21 protein-coding genes are annotated in these 20,114 nt (G+C 70.9%); 10 read left to right on the forward strand and 11 right to left on the reverse strand.

Translation table 11 applies throughout. The features are described 5' to 3' along the window. Nucleotides 1-51 precede the first annotated feature (51 nt). On the reverse strand, nucleotides 52-537 hold the full coding sequence (locus tag OO67_RS18395; protein ID WP_033301785.1) for a carboxymuconolactone decarboxylase family protein: 486 nt from the start codon (nucleotides 535-537) through the stop codon (nucleotides 52-54). Nucleotides 538-716: 179 nt separating this feature from the next. Here OO67_RS18395 and OO67_RS18400 point away from each other — a divergent pair, with 179 nt between their 5' ends. After that, nucleotides 717-1,652 carry an RNA polymerase sigma-70 factor gene (locus OO67_RS18400; RefSeq protein WP_033301667.1) on the forward strand — a complete coding sequence of 312 codons (936 nt, stop codon included), beginning with the start codon at nucleotides 717-719 and terminating at the stop codon, nucleotides 1,650-1,652. Nucleotides 1,653-2,052: 400 nt separating this feature from the next. Further along, nucleotides 2,053-3,279 carry a cytochrome P450 gene (locus OO67_RS18405; RefSeq protein ID WP_033301669.1) on the forward strand — a complete coding sequence of 409 codons (1,227 nt, stop codon included), beginning with the start codon at nucleotides 2,053-2,055 and terminating at the stop codon, nucleotides 3,277-3,279. Nucleotides 3,280-3,335: 56 nt separating this feature from the next. Here OO67_RS18405 and OO67_RS18410 read toward each other — a convergent pair whose 3' ends face one another. From OO67_RS18410 to OO67_RS18435, 6 genes are all read right to left on the reverse strand, one after another. Beyond that, nucleotides 3,336-4,601: a cytochrome P450 gene (locus OO67_RS18410; RefSeq protein ID WP_033301671.1), complete on the reverse strand. Its 1,266-nt coding sequence runs from the start codon at nucleotides 4,599-4,601 to the stop codon at nucleotides 3,336-3,338. Beyond that, the gene (locus OO67_RS18415) at nucleotides 4,598-5,215 is read right to left on the reverse strand and encodes a GTP-binding protein (RefSeq protein WP_033301673.1); all 618 of its coding nucleotides are present in this window, start codon (nucleotides 5,213-5,215) and stop codon (nucleotides 4,598-4,600) included. Before OO67_RS18415 ends, OO67_RS18410 begins: the two co-directional genes overlap by 4 nt. Next, nucleotides 5,196-5,552 (reverse strand): DUF742 domain-containing protein, encoded by a 357-nt coding sequence (locus tag OO67_RS18420; RefSeq protein WP_033301675.1) that lies wholly within the window; start codon nucleotides 5,550-5,552, stop codon nucleotides 5,196-5,198. Before OO67_RS18420 ends, OO67_RS18415 begins: the two co-directional genes overlap by 20 nt. After that, the gene (locus OO67_RS18425; RefSeq protein WP_033301678.1) at nucleotides 5,549-6,007 is read right to left on the reverse strand and encodes a roadblock/LC7 domain-containing protein; all 459 of its coding nucleotides are present in this window, start codon (nucleotides 6,005-6,007) and stop codon (nucleotides 5,549-5,551) included. The genes OO67_RS18420 and OO67_RS18425 overlap by 4 nt, the downstream gene beginning before the upstream one ends. 82 nt (nucleotides 6,008-6,089) lie before the next feature. Further along, on the reverse strand, nucleotides 6,090-7,922 hold the full coding sequence (locus OO67_RS18430) for a sensor histidine kinase (protein WP_051709524.1): 1,833 nt from the start codon (nucleotides 7,920-7,922) through the stop codon (nucleotides 6,090-6,092). Nucleotides 7,923-8,541: 619 nt separating this feature from the next. Beyond that, on the reverse strand, nucleotides 8,542-9,978 hold the full coding sequence (locus OO67_RS18435) for a helix-turn-helix domain-containing protein (RefSeq protein WP_033301681.1): 1,437 nt from the start codon (nucleotides 9,976-9,978) through the stop codon (nucleotides 8,542-8,544). Between the two features lie 393 nt (nucleotides 9,979-10,371). Between OO67_RS18435 and OO67_RS18445 the strand changes: the two genes are divergently transcribed. Next, nucleotides 10,372-11,115, forward strand: a complete 744-nt coding sequence (locus OO67_RS18445) for a DUF4232 domain-containing protein (protein WP_033301686.1) — start codon at nucleotides 10,372-10,374, stop codon at nucleotides 11,113-11,115. 63 nt (nucleotides 11,116-11,178) lie between these two features. Here OO67_RS18445 and OO67_RS18450 read toward each other — a convergent pair whose 3' ends face one another. Beyond that, the gene (locus tag OO67_RS18450) at nucleotides 11,179-11,991 is read right to left on the reverse strand and encodes a GbsR/MarR family transcriptional regulator (RefSeq protein WP_033301688.1); all 813 of its coding nucleotides are present in this window, start codon (nucleotides 11,989-11,991) and stop codon (nucleotides 11,179-11,181) included. A 243-nt stretch (nucleotides 11,992-12,234) separates the two neighbouring features. On the opposite strand from OO67_RS18450, the gene OO67_RS18455 reads away from it, so the two are divergent. From OO67_RS18455 to OO67_RS18480, 6 genes are all read left to right on the forward strand, one after another. Continuing rightward, a complete protein-coding gene (locus OO67_RS18455; RefSeq protein ID WP_033301791.1) occupies nucleotides 12,235-12,903 on the forward strand; it encodes a DUF4097 family beta strand repeat-containing protein in 669 nt (222 codons plus the stop codon). Nucleotides 12,904-12,944: 41 nt separating this feature from the next. Further along, the gene (locus tag OO67_RS18460) at nucleotides 12,945-13,913 is read left to right on the forward strand and encodes an ATP-binding cassette domain-containing protein (RefSeq protein ID WP_033301691.1); all 969 of its coding nucleotides are present in this window, start codon (nucleotides 12,945-12,947) and stop codon (nucleotides 13,911-13,913) included. Continuing rightward, a complete protein-coding gene (locus tag OO67_RS18465; protein WP_033301694.1) occupies nucleotides 13,910-14,695 on the forward strand; it encodes an ABC transporter permease in 786 nt (261 codons plus the stop codon). Before OO67_RS18460 ends, OO67_RS18465 begins: the two co-directional genes overlap by 4 nt. Nucleotides 14,696-14,700: 5 nt before the next feature. Continuing rightward, the gene (locus OO67_RS38080) at nucleotides 14,701-14,961 is read left to right on the forward strand and encodes a hypothetical protein (RefSeq protein WP_106972770.1); all 261 of its coding nucleotides are present in this window, start codon (nucleotides 14,701-14,703) and stop codon (nucleotides 14,959-14,961) included. A 325-nt stretch (nucleotides 14,962-15,286) separates the two neighbouring features. Next, nucleotides 15,287-15,694 (forward strand): SRPBCC family protein, encoded by a 408-nt coding sequence (locus OO67_RS18475; RefSeq protein WP_033301793.1) that lies wholly within the window; start codon nucleotides 15,287-15,289, stop codon nucleotides 15,692-15,694. 146 nt (nucleotides 15,695-15,840) lie between these two features. Then, on the forward strand, nucleotides 15,841-16,596 hold the full coding sequence (locus OO67_RS18480; RefSeq protein ID WP_033301699.1) for a DUF4253 domain-containing protein: 756 nt from the start codon (nucleotides 15,841-15,843) through the stop codon (nucleotides 16,594-16,596). Nucleotides 16,597-16,684: 88 nt separating this feature from the next. Here OO67_RS18480 and map read toward each other — a convergent pair whose 3' ends face one another. Continuing rightward, nucleotides 16,685-17,452, reverse strand: a complete 768-nt coding sequence (gene map, locus OO67_RS18485) for a type I methionyl aminopeptidase (RefSeq protein ID WP_033301702.1) — start codon at nucleotides 17,450-17,452, stop codon at nucleotides 16,685-16,687. A gap of 94 nt (nucleotides 17,453-17,546) precedes the next feature. On the opposite strand from map, the gene OO67_RS18490 reads away from it, so the two are divergent. Next, nucleotides 17,547-17,813 carry a helix-turn-helix domain-containing protein gene (locus OO67_RS18490; RefSeq protein WP_033301795.1) on the forward strand — a complete coding sequence of 89 codons (267 nt, stop codon included), beginning with the start codon at nucleotides 17,547-17,549 and terminating at the stop codon, nucleotides 17,811-17,813. A gap of 61 nt (nucleotides 17,814-17,874) precedes the next feature. Here the strand turns inward: OO67_RS18490 and OO67_RS18495 are convergent, their stop codons facing one another. Both OO67_RS18495 and OO67_RS18500 read right to left on the reverse strand, forming a co-directional pair. Further along, complete coding sequence (locus tag OO67_RS18495; RefSeq protein WP_033301704.1) at nucleotides 17,875-18,423, reverse strand: TetR/AcrR family transcriptional regulator; 549 nt, start codon at nucleotides 18,421-18,423, stop codon at nucleotides 17,875-17,877. A 20-nt stretch (nucleotides 18,424-18,443) separates the two neighbouring features. Next, the gene (locus OO67_RS18500) at nucleotides 18,444-19,940 is read right to left on the reverse strand and encodes an MFS transporter (RefSeq protein WP_033301705.1); all 1,497 of its coding nucleotides are present in this window, start codon (nucleotides 19,938-19,940) and stop codon (nucleotides 18,444-18,446) included. Nucleotides 19,941-20,114 lie beyond the last annotated feature (174 nt).

Below are 20,114 nucleotides of genomic sequence, written 5' to 3' on the forward strand. Positions count from 1 at the left end.
CCGCCCGTGCGGCACACACCCCCGCACGGGCGGTTCTTCCGTGTTCCGGGGTCAGTCCAGCGCGGCGGCGAACATGCCGGGCTCGTAGGAACCGCCCCGCATGTGGACGATCACGGCGAGCCGGTTGGCGGCGTTGATCACCGCGACCAGGCAGATCAGCGCGGCGAGCTGGTCGTCGTCGTAGTGCTTGCGCGCCAGTGCCCAGGTCTCGTCGGACACGCCCTCGTGGGCGTCGGCGAGCCGGGTGCCCTCCTCGGCGAGCGCCAGCGCGGCACGCTCGGCCTCGGTGAACACGGTGGACTCGCGCCAGGCGGCGACCAGGTGGAGCCGGACCGCGGTCTCACCGGCGGCCGCCGCCTCCTTGACGTGCATGTCGATGCAGTGACCGCAGCCGTTGATCTGGCTGGCGCGCAGCGACACCAGCTCCTGCGTCGACTTCGGCAGCGGGGACTGCTGGATCAGGTGGCCCACGCCCGCGAAGCGCTTGGCGAAGCGGCCGGCGAGCTCGTTCTCGAACAGGTTGAACCGTGCGTCCATGACGTCGTCCTCACTCGTGGTGTCGCTGTTGCACGTGACGAACACGAGATGCCGGCCGCCCGCTCCCTGTGACGGGGCGCCCGTGTGACGTGCGCCACCGCCCTCGGGTGTCACGGAGTGGCGGTGGCCGGCGTCTTGTGCGCGTGGCACCTTCGACAGCGGACAGGCAGGAGCAGCCGGTGAGGAACGAGCGCACGCACACCGAGGACGCGGACGGACAGCGCGTCGGCGAGGGACGCCCGGACCCCGCCACCGAGACGTTCGTCGCCCATCGCAACCTGCTGTTCACCGTCGCCTACGAGATGCTCGGCTCGGCCGCCGACGCGGAGGACGTCCTGCAGGAGACCTGGCTGCGGTGGGCCGGTGTCGATCTCGGGACGGTACGGGACCGGCGTGCGTACCTGGTACGGATCACCACGCGCCAGGCGCTGACCCGGCTGCGCACGCTCGGCCGCCGTAAGGAGTCCTACGTCGGCACCTGGCTGCCCGAGCCGCTGCTCACCGTGCCCGACGTGGCCGAGGACGTGGAACTGGCGGACAGCGTCTCGATGGCGATGATGCTGGTGATGGAGACGCTCACTCCGAGCGAGCGGGCCGTGTTCGTGCTGCGCGAGGTGTTCGACCTGGAGTACGAGGAGATCGCCGACGCCGTCGGCAAGAGCCAGGCGGCGGTCCGCCAGATCGCGCACCGGGCGCGGGCACACGTCGCGGCGCGCCGGCCGCGCGGGGCCGTCTCCCCGAACGAGACCCGCGAAGCGCTCGACGCGTTCGGACGGGCGGTCGAGACCGGCGATCTGCAGGGCCTGCTCGACATCCTCGCGCCGGACGCCGTCCTCATGGGCGACGGCGGCGGGATCAAGCAGGCCCTCCCCAGGCCGGTCGTCGGCGCCGACAAGGTGGCCAGGCTGCTGATCGGCGGGATGGGAAAGGTCACCGGGCTGTCGCTGCGGCCGGCCGAGGTCAACGGCGGCCCGGCGCTGGTCATCCGGCTCGACGGCGAGATGGACACCGTCGTCGCGGTGCGCGTCGACGACGGCCTCATCACCGGGCTCTACGCCGTGCGCAACCCCGAGAAACTGTCGTACATGCGGGAGGCGACCGCCCTGCGCCGCTGAACCCGGGGGCCGGCGCCGGGCGCCTCACCGCCCGGCGCCGGCGCCGGGCGGTGAGGCCGCTCGTGCGGAACGGCTTGCCGCGGTCGTCGGGAACCGGCTGTTCCTCGTCGAGTTCACCGCCCTTCACCGCCCGCACCCCGCGGCGCGGCGTGACGCTTCTCCGCGTCAGGACGCCCGAGCGGCTCCGACCGTCCCCACACGGAGGACGGCCCCGCATCCCACCGGAGAGGTGCGATGCGGGGCCGTCCTCCGTGTGCCTGCGACGGGCCGGCACCGACCGCCGCGAAACCCGTCAGCCGAGAGCGATTTCCGGCCAACCGGGGCACCGTCGGGGCTGTCCTGTCCGGCGGTTGATCAATAGTTTGGTCCGGTAGATCAGCTGCTGATCCAAGGGAGTCCCATGTCCACCGCGCAGCACGTGCCCGACATTCTTTCGCCCGAGTTCGCTGCGGACCCTTATGCGGCCTACCGTGCGATGCGCGAGACCGCGCCCCTCATCTGGCACGAGGCCACACGGAGTTACGTCGTCTCGCGCTACGAGGACGTCGAACGCGTCTTCAAGGACAGGAACAGCGAGTTCACCACCGACAACTACGACTGGCAGATCGAGCCCGTGCACGGGAAGACGATCCTCCAGCTCAGCGGCCGTGACCACGCCGTCCGCCGCGCCCTCGTCGCCCCCGCCTTCCGCGGGAGCGACCTGCGGGAGAAGTTCCTGCCGGTCATCGAGCGCAACTCGCGCGAGCTCGTCGACACCTTCCGTCACACCGGCTCCGCCGACCTGGTCACCGACTACGCCACCCGCTTCCCGGTCAACGTGATCGCCGACATGCTGGGCCTCGACAAGGCCGACCACACCCGCTTCCACCGCTGGTACACGGCCGTCATCGCCTTCCTCGGCAACCTTTCGGGCGACCCCGCGGTGGCCTCGGCAGGTGAACGGACCCGCGTCGAGTTCGCCGAGTACATGCTGCCGATCATCCGTGCACGCCGTGAGAACCCGGGCGACGACCTGCTGTCCACCCTGTGCGCCGCCGAGGTCGACGGCGTGCGGATGAGCGACGAGGACATCAAGGCGTTCTGCAGCCTGCTGCTCGCCGCCGGCGGCGAGACCACCGACAAGGCCATCGCCGGCATCTTCACGAACCTGCTGCTCCACCCCGACCAGCTCGCCGCCGTCCGTGCCGACCGCAGCCTGATCCCGCAGGCCTTCGCCGAGACCCTGCGCTACACCCCGCCCGTCCACATGATCATGCGGCAGTCCGCGACCGAGGTGACGCTCAGCAGCGGCACCATACCGCCGGGTTCCACCGTCACCTGCCTGATCGGCGCCGCCAACCGGGACGAGAACCGCTACCGCGACCCCGACCGGTTCGACATCTTCCGCGAGGACCTCACCACCACGACCGCCTTCTCCGCCGCCGCCGACCACCTGGCCTTCGCGCTCGGCCGCCACTTCTGCGTCGGCGCCCTGCTCGCCAAGTCCGAGGTCGAGACCGGGGTCAACCATCTGCTCGACGCCATGCCCGACATGCGCATCGCCGACGGCTTCGACCCCGTCGAGGAGGGTGTCTTCACCCGCGGGCCGCAGTCCCTGCCGGTGCGGTTCACCCCCGTGACCGCCTGACCCACGCCACGCCACGCCGGGACGGTGGACCCCCACCCGGGGGCCCACGTGCCGGCCTACTGCACCACCGGCGTGAACCGCACCGGCAGCGCTGTCAGCCCTCGCATCCAGACCGACGGACGCCAGGCCAGCTCCTCCGGCTCCACCGCCAGCACCAGGTCCGGCAGCCGCTCCAGCAGCGTCTCGACCGCTGTCCGCGCCATCACGTCCGCCAGCAACGGGGCCGGATAGGGGCAGCGGTGCTCGCCGTTGCTGAACGACAGGTGCGCGGCGTTCTCCGCGCCCACGTACGACTCCGGCCAGATCTGCGGGTCGGTGTTGGCCCCGGCCAGCCCCAGCACCAGGCAGTCACCGGCCCGGATCTGCCGCCCGCCGAGCTGGGTGTCCCGCACGGCCCAGCGCCCGATGAAGTTCTGCGTCGGCGTGTCCAGCCACAGCGTCTCGTTGAGCGCCTCACCCACGCTGAGCCGGCCGCCCGACACGTTCAGGGCGAACCGCTCGTCCGTCAGCAGCAGACGCAGCGTGTTGCAGATCCAGTTCGCCGTCGGTTGCTGGGCCGCGGCGATCACCGAGGTCAGGTCCTGGACGACCTCCTCGTCCGTCAGCCCCGCCGGATGCAGCAGCATGTGTGAGGTGATGTCCGGACCGGGGCTGGCCCGCTTGTCCTTCACCAGCTGCCGCAGGCGCTCGCCCACGCGCGCGTACGCCGCCACCGGGTCGTCGCCCTCCGCCGCGTCCAGCGAGATCCGCAGGTCGTCCACGAGTTGCGCGGTGTCCTCGCCCGAGATGGGCATCCCGCACATCTGCACCACGGCCCGCATCGGCAGGGCGTGCGCGAAGCCCGACATCAGCTCCGCCGTGCCGCTGCCCGCGAAGTCGGCGATGAGCAGGTCGGCGATCTGCTGGCAGTCACGGGCCAGTTCGAACTGGTCGACCTCCTCCAGCGCCTGAGTGATCACCCCGGCACGCCGCCGGTGCTCGTCGCCCTCGGTGAACAGCACCGACGGCTGGTACCCGACGAACGGCATCAGCGGCCAGTCCGGCGGGATGTTCTTCCACTGGTGCCAGCGCCGGGAATCCCGGGCGAACAGCTCGTCGTGGTCGGTCACGTACATGACCTCGGAATAGCCGAGCACCAGCCAGGCCGGGACGTCACCGTCGAGCAGCACCGGCGCGACCGCGCCGTGCTCCCTGCGCAGCGCGCGGTACATCTGCGCCGGGGTCTGCTGGTACTCGAGCCCTCCCAGGCGCAAGGCGTCCGGGGCGTGTGCGGGGCAGCCCGGCGGAGCCGGGTACGCGGAAGAGGAACCGGGGTCGGTCACGGTGTCGCCTCCTGGGCCATGGCCAGTTCGTAGAGGTGGTCCACGAGGGTGATCAGCACGTTCTTGCCGGACTCCCTGACCCGCGCGTCGCAGTCGACCATCGGCACGTGCTCGGGCAGTGCGAGCGCCTGCCGGATCTCGTCCAGGGAGTGCCGGACGGTGTCGTCGTCGAAGCGGTTGACGGCCACCACGAACGGCGTCCGGTGGTGCTCCAGCCGGTCGATCGCGTACCAGGAGTCGTCCATCCGGCGCGTGTCCACGAGTACCACCGCGCCCAGGGTGCCGGAGAAGAGCCTGTCCCACAGGAACCAGAAGCGTTCCTGGCCCGGCGCGCCGAACATGTACAGCACCATGCGTTCGTTGAGGCTGATCCGCCCGAAGTCGAACGCCACCGTCGTGGTCGTCTTCGTCGCCACGTCACCGGTCTCGTCGACGCCGACGCCTGCCTGCGTCATCACCTCCTCGGTGTTCAGCGGCCGGATCTCGCTCACCGAGCGGACCAGGGTCGTCTTGCCTACGCCGAATCCGCCGACGACGACGATCTTCAGGCCGGTCTCCGCCGCGTCGGCCAGGGGCGTGCGGTGGGAGGGCAGTTCAGAGATTGCGGAGCCCATGGAGCACCTCCTTGAGAAGGTCGGAATCGGGGAGCGAGGCGGCGGACCGTGTGGGTGGCGGGTGCCGGGCGGTGATCCGGCCCATGTCGAGCAGATCGCCGAGCAGGATCCTCACCACCGTGATCGGCAGTTTCAGTTCCGCGGCGATCTCGACCACGGCCGTCGGGTGCTCGCACAACTCCAGCGTCCGTGCATGCTCCGACTGCATTCCAGGCGTGGGCCGGCACTCGCTGACGACGAGGGTGACCAGGTCGAAGAAGCCGTCGGCGCGGCTCCGCCCGCCCGTGACCGTGTAGAGCCGGTCCGGGCTGCCGGTGTCCACGGGTTTACGCGTCACGACGCGGGACTTTCCCGGGTGAAGTGTCGGGGCTCGGCTCGCAGGTGTTCGCCGATCTGCTCGACCAGCTCCGTCATCTGGTGTCCCACCACGCCGGGGTCGGCGTCCTCCACCGCGATGACCGCGAGGTGCGCCCCTTCGCCGGCTCCCACGATGAACAGCAGGCCGCCGTGGAACTCGGTCATGGAGTGCCGGACACCGCCGGTGCCGTCGCCGAACTCCATGGACGCGCCCTGGGCGAGGGCCTGGATGCCGGAGCAGATCGCCGCCAGCTGGTCGGCCCGGTCGAGCGTCAGGTGCCCGGTCCAGCACAGCTTCAGGCCGTCCCTCGACAGGACCAGGGCGTGCCGGGTGCCGGGTGTGCGCTCCACCAGGCTCTGCAGGAGCCAGGTGAGGGTGTTGTCGGTGGTCTGCATGCTGGGTGACGGGACGGTGGTGCCCGGCTGACCGGTCACCGGCCCGTTCCTCCAATCTCACGAACTCGAGCGGGGAAGTGTGCGTCCGGGGCCCCGGACGCACCACGGGAAGCGCGTCGGGCTAGGGGGCGGCCGGCGGTTCGGACCCGGGCCGGGCACCGGGGCCGGTGCCGCCGCTTCCGGACCGGCGTCCGCGGTGGAAGGCGCCGAACCGCGAACCCGCGTCCCGTTCCTGGTGTTGCTGCGGCGTGCCGCTGTCCGCCGCCTCGGACGCCAGCCGACGCTGTTCGCGCTCCTGCTCCGCCTCGGCCATGGTGCGGCCGGGAGGACGGACGGGCAGTCCGTTCGGCGTGGAGCGGGCGGGTTTCCGGTCCCGCCCCTGTCCGGGCAGCTCCGGCCGGGCGGCGGGACGCTCCGCGACGGCCCGGTACGGGACGTCGCCGCTCGCCGGAACCGGGGCGGGAGGCGCCGCCGGAGCGAAGGGCGCCGCCGGGGCAGGAGGCGCCACGGGGGCGGGAGGCGCCACGGGGGCGGGGAGCGCCGCGAGGCCGGGGCCCGGCGTGGCCACGGCGCCGGCGTAGCGGGATGCCTCACGCGGTGCCGGTTCCCGCTGCTGCGCGAGCAGTTGCGGGGGCAACAGGACGACGACGCCGGTACCACCGTGTGAAGAGGGGCGGTAGTTGACGCTGATGCCGTGCTTCACCGCGAGTCGTCCGACCACGGTGAGGCCGAGCCGGGTGCCCTGCAACGACGCGAGGTCGGTCATCCGGCCGGCCACGGCCTCCTCGGCGCGTCGCATCGCCGCACCGGCCATCTTCAGACCGCTGTCCTCGATGGTGACGACGATGCCTGCGCTGCGCTGATCCACGTAGACGTTCACCACGTCGATGGGCGGGGAGAAGTTCGCCGCGTTGTCCATCAGTTCGGCGAGCAGGTGCATGACGCCTTCGGCGGCGAAGCCGGCGATCGCGGCGTCGGTGGAGCAGTGCAGTCGCACCCGCTGGTAGGCGGCGATGCGGCCGACGGCGCCGCGCAGGATGCTCTCCATCACGATCGGCTTGTTCCAGGCACGGCTGGACCGGCCGCCCATGAGCAGCGCCAGGCGGTCGGTCATCAGGCCGAGCTGGGAGGTGCTGTGGTCCAGCTTCAGCAGGTCGCCGAAGACCTCCTCGCCGTGACGTTCCTGCATCTCCCGCAGGTCGGCGAGCATGCTGACAGCCTTGGCCTGGACACGGCCCAGAGCCTTGGCCGAGGCGGCCTGCGCCGCGGCGGCTCGCCGTTCGCTGCGGGCGAGTTCGCGGACGAACGACTCGGCCGGGGTGCGGATCAGGGGCAGCGGCGGCAGGTCGAGTCCGGCGAGCACCGTGGCGGCGGACCGGCCCTCGCGCAGCTGGGTGACGGCGGCGGGCAGCGTCTCCCGCACGAGCCGTTCCAGCTCGGCCGTCATGTGGTCCAGCTCGTGCTGGACCTGTCGGCGCTCGCCGTCCAGGGCGACCGCGTGCTGCGCGCCCTCCTCGAGGGCGGTGGCGAAGGTGTACGCGACCCGGCGCAGCTGCGGGTCGGTCGGTGCCAGGGCGCTGTCCAGCGCGGCGGCGGCGCTCGTGCCGTCCTGCAGCCGCTTGGCCACGGCGGGCAGCGTCACGTTGACCAGGTGCGCGCTCTCCGCCGACAGCCGCGCCGCCTGCGCCTTGAGGCCGCCGTTCTCCGCGTTCTGCGCGGCGACCGTGCGCCCGGCCCGCTGAACGAGCCGGCGGCCGGCGAGGACGGCGACCGCCACGCACACCCAGGCGACGGCGGCCACGGTCAGCGTCCAGGTACGGGCGTCGGACGGTGCCAGGACGACTGCCACGCCGGCGGCCGCAGCACTCACCGCCAGCGCGGTCAGGGGGACGGCCGGCGAGATGTGGGGCACCCTCGGCGTTCGGTGCTGAATGGGCGGTGCAGGCACTGGCATTCCGCGGTCCCTCGGTCCGTAAAAACAGGAGAAACGGGACGGCCGACACACGGCGTCCGCAGGTCGTGAAGGCAGTCGCCGAAAAAGGGACGGTGATCTTCCGACCGAGTACGGCACATGCTAACCATCCAACTGGGCAAGAAAATATGACCAACTGCCCAGTACGCCGATGGCTCACGTTTTGACGCGAACTCTGCACCCGGAGGAATCGCCGTGGTAAGTGCGCGTCGATCAACCCAGTCAACAGGGACACCTGAGCAGATTCGGAGTTGGTGGGGCGTCGAAATGGTGCAGAGAAATGAACCTCTGGCACATCAATGCTTCACACCGACAACCAATTTGCGCCAGCTGTATTGCGACGGACCTGAATGTGGTGCGGCCACGCATCCGATTCGTGACGGCACGCGACAGTCCGGAGCAGCGGAGGAGAACAGGCCGGAGACGAGCAGGCCGGAGACGAGGCCACCGCAGCCGGGCGGGCCGGCGTCGACGTCCCCGGCTCCGTGCTCCCCCTGTGTGCGTGGGCCGGAGCGGGCGGCGGAGGGGCACCACCGGCCCGTGCGGTGCGGCCCCGTAGCCCCGCGACCGGCGAACGCGGCCGCCCGCGTCCTCGCCTACGTCAGTACTCCTCCTCCGGGACCCACTGCGCCGTGTCCGAGCGGTAGTAGTAGGTCGGCCGGGCCGTGAGGCTGCTCGTACGGAACGGCTTGCCCCCGTCGTCGATGCGCAGCATTCCGCTCCTGCCGCCGCTGGTCCACTCGAGCTCCAGGTACCAGGTCACGTCGTGCCCCTCCACGTGCGCGTCGAGGTGGAACACCTCGACGTCGGTGGAACTCACCCGGTACGGGAAGTCCTTCGCGGGGACGACCACCCCGGCGTCCTCGCCCGCGACGGGCTTCGCACGCGGCCGGCTGTCGTCCAGGTCGATGTCGAAGGTCTGCGGCGTGATGCCTCCCCCACAGCCGTTCCCCATCGAATACGCGCCCCAGGCGAGCGGGGCGTTGCGCCCCAGCACCCGCACGTGCAGCCCGTTCAACACGACCGCCTCGTCGGACTTCCCCTGGAGGGTGAGTTCGAGCTTCATGTCACCCCCGTCCACACCGTCGAGGACCCGCGCCCAGCCACGGGTGTCCTGAGGCGGGGGCGCCGGCGGCAGGTCGTCGGGCTCCTGGTCGAACAGGTAGTACTGCCCGCAGGGCGACTCCCAGTTGTACGAGCTGATGCCGGCGTGCACGGGCGCCCCGGTGCTCTTCGGTACGCGCGAGGACGGCGAGGGCGTGGCGGAGACCCCGCTCCCGACGGTCGGCGCCGGAGCGGACGGGCTGGGCGAGGCCGACGGGCTGCCGCTCCGGCTCGGTTTCACACTGCCGCTCGCGCTCACCCGGCCGCTGGGGACGACCGGCGCTTCGCTGAGCACCGCTTCCGCCCGTCCGTCGTCCGCCGGCTCGTCGTTCCCGAGGCCGTGGACGACGAGTGCTGCGGGAACGGTGAGGGCCACGACCGCCACCGCGGTGAGCAACACACGCAGTCTCCTGGTGGTACGACGACGGGAAGGGGGAGCGGCGCCGGAATCTGCACCCTCGGGCGTCACGTCCTCCGCAACCGGCCCACCCTCCGGAACTGGTTCCGTTTCGGGCTGCGGTTCCGCCTCCGCTTCCGCCCCGTGCACGGCGCCCTCGGGGGAAGCGGGCACGGGAACCGGCGGCCGGGACGCGGTGGGCTCACGGTGATCCGCCGGCTCGGGAGAGACGGCCCCGGCCCCACCGGACCCGGCAACGGCCGCCCCCGGCTCCGGCTTGCGTCCGCCCCGGCGCCTCGCCTCGTCGGCCAGGATCCACTTCCGGTGGAGGACCATCAACTCCTCGGAGGACGCCCGGCACACCCGCGCGAAGCGCTCGACAGGCGCGTAGTCATGAGGGACGGCGTCACCGTTGCAGTAACGGTGCACGGTCGAAGTGCTCATGTGCAGCTTCTGCGCGAGCGCCCCGTAGCTGAGACCGGACCGCTCCTTCAGTCCTCCGAGCAGCGCCGCGAAGTCCTGGATCTCTGTGCCCACCCCGACCGTTCCCCTTCGTTCCCTCCCGGAACGGCGTTCCAGGGTAGAGCTGTTCGCGCAGGTCAGAGTAGGTGCGAACGTTCCAGCGTCCCGCATGCCCCGGCAGCCGTTGCGAGCGGATTCCGGGCCTGGAAAGGATGTGGACACACCGCGGCGTTCCCCGCGACCCGTACATCCCACCCTCACCCGTCCCGGGAGCCGCCGTGCGTACTCGACCTGAACTCAGCCTGACCGACGCGGTCGCCACGGGAGTGCTGATCGTCTGCATCGCAGTCGTCATCACGCTCCTGTAAGGCCTCTGACCACACGTCACCGACCAGTACACCCGCCCGCACCTCGACGCGCCAAAACGGCGCCCCGGGCACCACACCTTCGAACGGGGAGAACCACCTCATGCGCAACCTTCGCTTCCGCCGCACCGCCCGCACCTCCGTCCTGGGCACCGCCGCGCTGCTCGCCGCGCTGTCCCTGACGGCCTGCCAGAGCGGCGGCCCGGCCCCCGCGGACGACGCCGCGGGTTCGGCGTCCCAGAAGCCGGCCGCCGGCACGTCGGCGGCGCCGGCAGCCGCCACGGACAAGGAGACGGCCGAGGGCTCCGGATCCTCCGGTTCCGGTTCGGGTACCGCAAAGGATTCCGTTTCCTCCGACACGAAGCCCGCCGCGAAGCAGTCCCAGGCCGGCGGGAACGACGGCGGCAGCGGTGACAGCAGCAAGTCGCTTGCCACCTGCACCGGCGCGAACACGAAGCTCACGATGACGAGCGTCCCGCGCCCCGTCAACCACATGCTGCTCACGGTGACCAACACCGGCTCGAAGGCGTGCAACGCCTACTACTACCCGACCCTGAGGTTCGGCGAGGCGCAGTCCGTCCCCCGCAGCGTCGAGGAGAGCAAGCCGCAGGCCGTCGTCACCATCGCTCCCGGCGAGTCCGCCTACGCCGGGGTCATGACCTCGTCCGCCGACGGCAGCGGCACGGGTGGCTACAGCACCGGTGACCTGAGTGTCGGCTTCCAGGACGCGGGCGCGGGTTCGGCCGGACAGATGGTGAGTGTGCCGCTGGGCGAGGACGTGTACGTCGACAGCACGCTGGCCGTCACGTACTGGCAGACCGACATGGACGCCGCCCTCATGCACTGACCTCCACTCCGCAGCGGGCGTGGCACCGGGAGAGCCGGTGTCACGCCCGCTTCCGGCTGTCCGTCAGCTGCCCGCACGTGGCTCGGCCGTGCTGTCCGAGGCCGTGCTGTCCGAGGCCGTGCTGTCCGAGGCCGTGCTGTCCGAGGTCGTGCTGTCCGAGGTCGCGCCGGACTTGGTGTGGAGCACGTCACGGGCCTGCTCGGCGGCGCGTTCCATGTTCTCGGAGACGAAGTCGAGGAAACGGGCGACGTTCTCGAGACGCGCCGCGGCCGGGGTGCCGGGGCCGAGGATGCCGACACCCTGCCGTGCGGTCTCTATGACGTGGGCGGTGGAGCGGGCGCTGGCGATCATCGACTGGTACCAGACGTCGTCGTCGACGACGTAGCGGTCACGGCGGCGTTCGTCGCGTTCCCGGCGGATGAAGGCCTGGCTCTCCAGGTAGGCGATCGCCTTGGAGATGGACGCCGGGCTGACCTGGAGGCGCTGGACGAGTTCGGACGCGGTGAGGCTGCCCGCGTCGGTGATGGTGAGGCAGGCGAACACCCGGGACATCATCCTGGGCATGCCCGAAGCCGTGAGGACGGTGGTGAACACCTCCTCGAACTCGCGGACGGCCTCGGCGTCGCGTCCGTCGGCCCGCGGGGACGCCCCCGCACCCCGCGGCGCGGCCTGCTTCCGGCGGTGGGCGCGGTGTTCGGTGGCGCGGTGGGCGAGGTCGGCCCGATAGGCGGTGGGGCCGCCGTTGCGCATCACCTCGCGCGTGATCGTCGAGGTCGGCCGGTCGAGGCTTCTGGCGATCTCCGCGTAGGGAAGGCCGTCGGCTACTCCCAGCGCGATCTGCTGGCGTTCCTGCTGGGTAAGTCTGCCTCCCGGCATCGCGTTCTCCCCTTCGTGGCCCGTGGTGCCTCCAGCATAGCGTTCACCTTCACTTCATTGCAACGCAACGAGTCAGGCTGTTGCATTAGGCTCGAACCCATTGCAACAGATTCACCCCAGTGACCTGCAAACACTGCAAAAACACGCAACGAAGCTGTTGCCACTTTCGTAAACGCAACGTAGCTTTTCCATCATCGGAAACAACGGGCCGCAGGGCACGCGAAGCAGATGAAGGAGCGCACGATGCAGAAGTTCGACACCCCCGCCGGCGTCCGGGCCGTCCTCGACATCCCCGCAGGACGCATCCAGTTCATCGCCGCCGACCGCACCGACACCACCGTCGAGGTCCGGCCCGCCAACCCCGCCAAGAGCCGCGACGTGAAGACGGCCGAACAGACCGAGGTCACCTACGCCGACGGCGTCCTGCGCGTCCAGGCACCCGAAGCGAAGAACCGGATCCTGGGCAACTCCGGGTCCGTCGAGGTCACGGTCCAGCTGCCCTCCGGCTCCGACGTCGAGGCGAGGGCCGCCGCCGCCGAGTTCCGCGGCGTGGGACGCCTCGGCGATGTCGTCTTCGTCGGCGGTCACCGCACCGTCAAGCTCGATGAGGCCGACAGCGCCCGGCTGACCGGCCTCGACGCCACCATCACGGTCGGCCGCCTGACCGGGCCCGGCGAGATCAGCACCCAGCAGGGCGACGTGAACGTCACCGAGGCCGTGCGAGGCCCGCTCACGCTGAACACCCTCCAGGGCGACATCTCGGTCGGTGCCGCACGCGGTGTCTCCGCCTCTCTGGACGCCGGCACCAGCTACGGCCGGGTCACCAACACGCTGAAGAACACCGACGGCACCGCGGGTCTGGCCATCAAGGCGACCACCGCCCAGGGCGACATCGCCGCCCGCAGCCTCTGAACCCCACAGCCTCTGCCCGCAGCTTCCGAAGGAGCACCCTCATGACCACCCCGGCCATCACGGCGAACGGTCTGCGCAAGTCCTACGGCGACAAGGTCGTGCTCGACGGCATCGACCTGACCGTCCGCGAAGGAACGGTCTTCGCCCTGCTCGGCCCGAACGGGGCCGGCAAGACCACAGCGGTCAAGATCCTCTCCACCCTCATCTCCGCCGGCCCCGGCTCCGGTGAGATCCGCGTCGGCGGCCACGACCTCGCCGCCGACCCGCAGGCGGCGCGTGCCGCGATCGGTGTCACCGGGCAGTTCTCCGCCGTGGACGGGCTGATCACCGGCGAGGAGAACATGCTCCTCATGGCGGACCTGCACCACCTGTCCAAGGGCGAGGGCCGACGGGTCACCGCCGAACTCCTGGAACGCTTCGACCTGGTGGAGGCCGCGAAGAAGCCCGCCTCCACCTACTCCGGCGGAATGAAGCGCCGTCTCGACATCGCCATGACCCTGGTCGGCGACCCACGGATCATCTTCCTGGACGAGCCGACCACCGGCCTCGACCCACGCAGCCGCCACAACATGTGGCAGATCATCCGTGAACTCGTCACCGGCGGCGTCACCGTCTTCCTCACCACCCAGTACCTCGAGGAAGCCGACGAACTCGCCGACCGCATCGCCGTCCTCAACAACGGCAGGATCGCCGCCGAGGGCACCGCCGAAGAACTCAAACGGCTCATCCCCGGCGGACACGTCAGGCTCCGCTTCTCGGACCCGCACGCCTACCGCACAGCCGCTTCCGCACTGGGCGACGTCGCTCAGGACGACGAGGCACTCGCACTCCAGATCCCCAACGACGGCAGCCAGCGCGAACTGCGCTCCATCCTCGACCGGCTGGACGCCGCCGGCATCGAGGCCGACGAACTGACCGTGCACACCCCCGACCTCGACGACGTCTTCTTCGCCCTCACCGCGACCACCGTCCCCGCCCAGACCACCCAGCCCAAGGAGAACGCCCGATGAGCTCCCTCTCCCTCGCCGTCCGCGACTCGTCCACCATGCTGCGGCGCAACCTCCTGCACGCCCGGCGCTACCCGTCCCTCACCCTGAACCTGCTGCTCACCCCGGTCATGCTCCTGCTGCTCTTCGTCTACATCTTCGGCGACACCATGAGCGCGGGCATCGGCGGCGGAGACCGCTCCGCCTACATCGCCTACATCGTTCCCGGCATCCTGCTGATGACCATCGGCTCCACCGTCGTCGGCACCGCGGTCTCGGTCTCCACCGACATGAACGAGGGCATCATCGCCCGCTTCCGCACCATGGCCATCCACCGCGGTTCGGTGCTCTTCGGGCACGTCGCCGGCAGCGTCCTGCAAGCCGTCATCAGCGTCGTCCTCGTCGGTGCCGTCGGCGTCGCCATGGGCTTCCGCTCCACCGACGCCACCCCTCTGGAGTGGATCGCGGCCCTGGGGCTGCTGGCTCTGGTCTCCCTGGCGTTCACCTGGATCGCGGTCGGGATGGGCATGGGCAGCCCCAACGCGGAGGCAGCCAGTAACAACGCCATGCCGCTGATCCTCCTGCCCCTCATCTCCAGCGCCTTCACCCCGGTCGACTCGATGCCGGGCTGGTTCCAGCCGATCGCCGAGTACCAGCCCTTCACCCCCGCCATCGAAACACTGCGCGGACTCCTCCTCGGCACCGAGATCGGCAACAACGGGTGGCTCACCATCGGCTGGTGCCTCGCCCTCGCCGTCCTGGGCTACCGCTGGTCGAAGGCCCAGTTCGACCGCGACCCGAAGTAACAGCCATGACGCCGCGGGCCACCCCCCGCACCTCGTCCCGCCCCAGGGCGGCGCACTCCGACACCGGGTCGGCGTACGCCGCCCCGTCGGCGTACCCGGCCGCCCGCCGGGCCCCGGCCGGTCACACCAGAACCCACGAACCGCCCGGCGGCAGGGACGAGTCCGCGCTCGCTGCGGCGGAACCGCTCGCGCGGCAGCAGGAGTTGCGACACCTCACCCACGAGGCGGGCATCACTCTCCGTGGCGCGAGAACGCCTACGCCATGAAGCCCGTCGGCAAGCTCGTCGGCAAGCTCGTCGGCCTGTTCCGCAGCACAGCGGGCTCGCCCCAGAGACAGCCGGCGGACCGAGTCACCGTCCAGCTGGAGACGATCGCCTCCATCGAACAGGGACGCCGCCCCCTCCCGCCCGACCCGGCCCGCCGCCTGGACGAGCTCCTCGACACGAAGGGAGCGCTGGGCGCCCTCCCTGGTCGGCGTCGCCTTCGTGGCGTTCATGGCCCTCGTCGACCGGCCATGAGCCGCGTGACCGGAGGGGCGCGATGTCCGATCCGTCCAAGACGAGACGCCGGTGGCTGGATACCGTCGACGCCATGACCACCTCGGAGACCAGAACCCGTCACCTCAGCATCCATGTCGACCGTCCCACCAGGGAGGTCTACGACTATGCGGCGGATCCGTCCCACCTGCCCGAGTGGGCGGCGGGGCTCGGCGGGTCGATCGAGGAGATCGACGGACAGTGGATCGCCGACTCGCCCATGGGCAGGGTCGTGGTGGCCCTCGCGCCCGAGAACGACTACGGCGTGCTGGACCACGACGTCACACTGCCGTCGGGCGAGACCGTCCACAACCCGGTGCGGGTGATCGCCGACGGCACCGGGTGCGAGGTCGTGTTCACCCTGCGCCGCCGGCCGGACATGAGCGCCGACGAATTCCGGCGCGACGCGGCGGCGGTATCCGCCGACCTCGCGACGCTCAAGCGCCTCATGGAGGACCGCTGACACTCCAGGCCGACCCCGCGCGGTATCCCTGCCGGGACTCCGCACCGGACCTGGCAACTGGTGCCGTACAAGGCGCCATCGGCTGACCACGGACAGAACTCGTTCCGGCACGGCCGTTGTCAGAGCCGAACCCTAGGGTGACCGGCATGGCGACCCTTCCGAACCAGCTGCCCCGCATCACGCTCCCGGCAGGCACGCTCGTGGACACCACGGGTGACGGACCCTGGCACGAACCTCTGCTCTGGTACGCCGACGAGCCCGCGCGGCCCGGCGACTGGTCCCGGCTGCGGGCCACCGGCCGCCCCCTCGGGCTGCTCCCGGTCCTGATAGACGGCGGCCGACGCGATGAGGGCCCCACCGAATGGGAGCTCCGGCCGGCCGACACGACCTACCCGGGTGACCACGACGCCGAGGAGGTCCTCAGCGAGGCCTGGGAAGCGTATGCCTCCGACGAGCTGGAAGTCCCCGCCCCGTGGCCCGGCCTGGCCCCCGCCCCTGCCGCGAGCACGGCCGGTACCCCTGACGAACTGGCCGCCGAGATGGCCGACATGCTCGCGGACACGGCGCGGCCGGCCCTCGTTCCCGCGCGGCGCAGTGCGGACATCCCCGCTGCGATCGGCTGGACCGGGCCGCTGAACCACGAGAACGACGTGGCCCGGCTCTGCGCGGTGCTGCGTTCCTGGGAGGACCGGTTCGACATCAGGGTCGTCGAGCTCGGCTTCGACACCTTGAAGGTGTCCGTGGGCCGGCCGCCCACCACCGAGGCGGAGGCGTACGCCCTGGCGGCCGAGCACTTCGCCTTCTGTCCGGACAACATCGGCGCCACCCCGCCCGGCGGACTGCGTGGCTACGCACACTCGCACCTGCTGGGGCAGGAGGTCTGGACGTTCTGGTGGGACTGAGACGGGGCCCGGGAACCCGCTTCGCCGGAGCCTTCGTCAGCGGTCCGGTCGCCGAGGACTCCCGCCGGCCGCCCAGGCGCTCACCAGCTCAGGGGCGCCGGGTGAGCACGAGCGGGCCGTCGTCGGTGATGGCGACCGTGTGCTCGGAATGAGCGGTGCGCGAACCGTCGGCCGAGCGGATCGTCCAGCCGTCCGGGTCGTAGACGATCTTGTCGGTGCCGGCGGCGAACCAGGGCTCGATCGCGATGGTCAGGCCGGTACGCAGCTTCCAACCGCGTCCCGGACGACCGTCGTTGGGAATGTGCAGGTCCTCGTGCATCGTGCGGCCGATGCCGTGACCGCCGAACTCCAGGTTGACCGGGTAGCCGTACTCGGCGGCGACGGCGCCGATGGCCGCCGAGATGTCCCCGAGCCTGTTGCCCGGCCGCGCGACCTTGATCGCGGCCTCCAGGGCGACCTCGGTGGCCTCGATCAGCCGCAGATCCTCCGCGGCCGGGGTACCGACGATGACGGAGTAGGCCGAGTCGGCGGCCCAGCCGTCGATGGCCACGGCCATGTCCATGGTCAGCAGGTCCCCGTCGCGCAGCTTGTAGCTGTGCGGCAACCCGTGCAGGACGGCGTCGTTGACCGAGAGGCACACCACGTTGCGGAACGGACCCTTGCCGAACGAGGGCTCGTAGTCCCAGTAGCAGGACTCCGCGCCACGCTCCTTGATCCGGCGGCGGGCATGACGCTCCAGGTCCATCAGATCGACCCCGACCGCGGCGAGGTCCGCGAGCTCGGCCAGCACCTGGCCGACGAACTGCCCGGTGACGTGCATGCGCTCGATGTCTTCCGGCCTTTTGTGCTCGATCACTGCGATCCTCATGTTCCGGGGACGACGATAGGTATATTTATACCAGACGGAGCAGTGGTTGCCGCTTGACGACCTGCGGCTTTAGCATGTGCGCATGGTTCGTCATCCGCTCGCCCCCGAACAGATCGAGGCGGGCCGACGCCTCGGGGCCGCGCTGCGCGCCGCCCGGGCCGGACGCAACCCCGCCGAAGTGGCCCTGGAGGCCGAGATCTCCCCGGAGACCCTCCGCAAGATCGAGACCGGCCGGCTGCCGACGCCCGCGTTCGGCACCATCGTCCGGCTCAGCGAGGTACTCGGCGTACCGCTGTCCGAGCTCGCCTTCGTCTGGCGCACCGATCCCGCCCTGAGCAGGGCCTCCTAGCCGCTGTCCGGCCGATGACCACCGCCGTGATCACGGATCCGGTGGTCGGAGTCCCTCGGGCTCAGACGTCGTCGCTGGTGAGACCGGCGGCGATGCGTTCGGCGAGGGCGCGGCGCAGTCGAGGGGTCAGCCGGTCGGCAGTCAGGGATTCGTACAGCCACAGACCGTCGGCGGCGAGGCGGGCGATGAAGCGGTCGAGCGCGGCCGGGTCCTCGGCGTCGGTGGCGGTCAGGGGTGGGGCCCACCGTTCCATGACCGCGTCCCAGGGGGCCGCGTGCCCGGGGGTCGTGGAACCTTCGAGCATGAAGAGGAGCTCGGCCCGTGTGGCGCCCTGGGTGGAGACGCGGGTGTAGGCGGTGAGCCGCTCGGCGGGGGTCGCCTCGTCGGCCGGTTTACCCGCCGCCGCGGCGATCTCCGCGTCCCACTGGCCGGCGAGGTGCTGGTGGATGGCCTGGACGAGCTCGTCGCGCGAGGCGAAGTGGTAGAGAAGTCCGCCCTTGGTCAGGCCGGCCTCGGCGGCGACGGAGTCGAAGGTGACGCTCTTGACACCCTCGCGCTCCACGACACGGGTGGCCGCTTCGAGGATCTGGGTTCGCTTGCTGGTCCGCATGGATGCTCCCGGGGCGGGTGTCAGGGGTGTGTGGGGGCGGACAGGGCCGAGCCGGGGCCGTGGCGGCGCAGGAGGAGGCCGGTCGCGATCGCACCGGCGGCGATGACGGCTGTGACCACGATCATGACGGTGAAGTAGGCGCCGTCGAAGGCGTCGGATGCGGCTGTGATCAACGAGGGGTCCCCGCCGGCCAGCGCGAGCGCGCTGTCGAGGCTGTCGCGTGCGGAGTCCGGGGCCCCGGCGGGCAGGTCGACGGTCGCGGCGTAGACGGCGGTCATGAGACTGCCGAGCAGCGCGACCGCGATGAGGCTGCCGAACTCGTAGGACACCTCCTCCACCGAGGAGGCCATGCCCGCGCGGCGGGCGGGGACGTTACCGATGATCGCACTGGAGGCGACGGACATGGCCGCTCCGAGGCCGGCGCCCGTGATCAGCAGCCCGGTGACGAGCAGCCCCATGCTGGTGTCGAAGTTGAGCAGGATCAGCACGGAACCGACCGTACTGAGGGCCAGCCCACCCGCGACGAGGGGCAGCAACCCGACCCTGTGCAGGACGGCGCCCCCGGCCATGGCTGTCGGGAGTGCCCCCACGGCGACGGCGGCGACCAGGAGCCCGGCCCGCAGCGGGGTGAAGCCCTCCACGAGCTGGAACCGCTGCGTGGTGATCAGCTGGACCCCTGCGACGGCGAACATGGAGAACCCGGCGGCCAGGACTCCGGCGAGGAAGGCCCGGTTCCGGAAGATCGCGAAGTCCAGCAGCGGATAGGGCAGGCGGCGCTGCCTCCTGGCGAACGCCCACCCGCCGACGGCGGCAGCGAGGACGGCGACGCCGATGAACAGGGGAGCGGGTTCCGGTTTCGCGGTTTCCTTGATCGCCATCACGAGGCCGACCAGTGCCACGAGCGCGAGAAGCGACGAGGGCAGGTCCCACCGCTTGGTGGGGTCCGCGTCGTTGGGCGGCGCGAGGACCAGCGTGGCGACCAGTGCCACGATGACGACGGGGACGTTGACCAGGAAGACCGACCCCCACCAGAAGCTCTGCAGCAGGAGCCCGCTGATGATCGGACCCAGGGCGCTGCCCACGATCGCCAGAGTGCCCCAGACGGCGATCGCCACGTTGCGTTCGCGCTCGTCCTCGAACGTGACGCGGATCAGTGCGAGCGTCGCGGGCATCATCGCCGCCGCACCGACGGCCAGGAACGCCCGCGACGCGATCAAGGTCTCCGGAGTCGGGGAGAAGGCGGCGGCCAGCGAGGCGACGCCGAAGACCGCCAGGCCGATCAGGAACATCCTCCGGTGCCCCACCCGGTCGCCCAGGGTGCCGCTGCCCAGCAGCAGCCCGGCCATCACCACCGGATAGGCGTTGATGATCCACAAGCCCTCGGAACTGTTCGCCCCGAGCTCCTCCACCAGCGTCGGCAGCGCCGCGTACAGGATCGAGTTGTCCAGGGTGATCAGTAGGAGCCCCGCACTCACCACCGTCAGCAGCAGCCACCGCCGCCGCGCACTCAGAACCATCCCCGCACGTCCATCCGCCGACATCTCTGCTCCCTCGTAACTGTACCTTTCGAAAGGTACAGTTATGAGAGCCGGTGCGCGACCGGACGCCGCTCGTCGCGCTGGTGATCCGCAGCACCCGCTCCACGCGACCCGACCCGTCGGCGAACACCGGGCGGGGCCTGCCGGGGGACG

This window comes from Streptomyces atroolivaceus, from assembly GCF_000717025.1.
In the GTDB taxonomy this organism is placed as follows: domain Bacteria; phylum Actinomycetota; class Actinomycetes; order Streptomycetales; family Streptomycetaceae; genus Streptomyces; species Streptomyces atroolivaceus.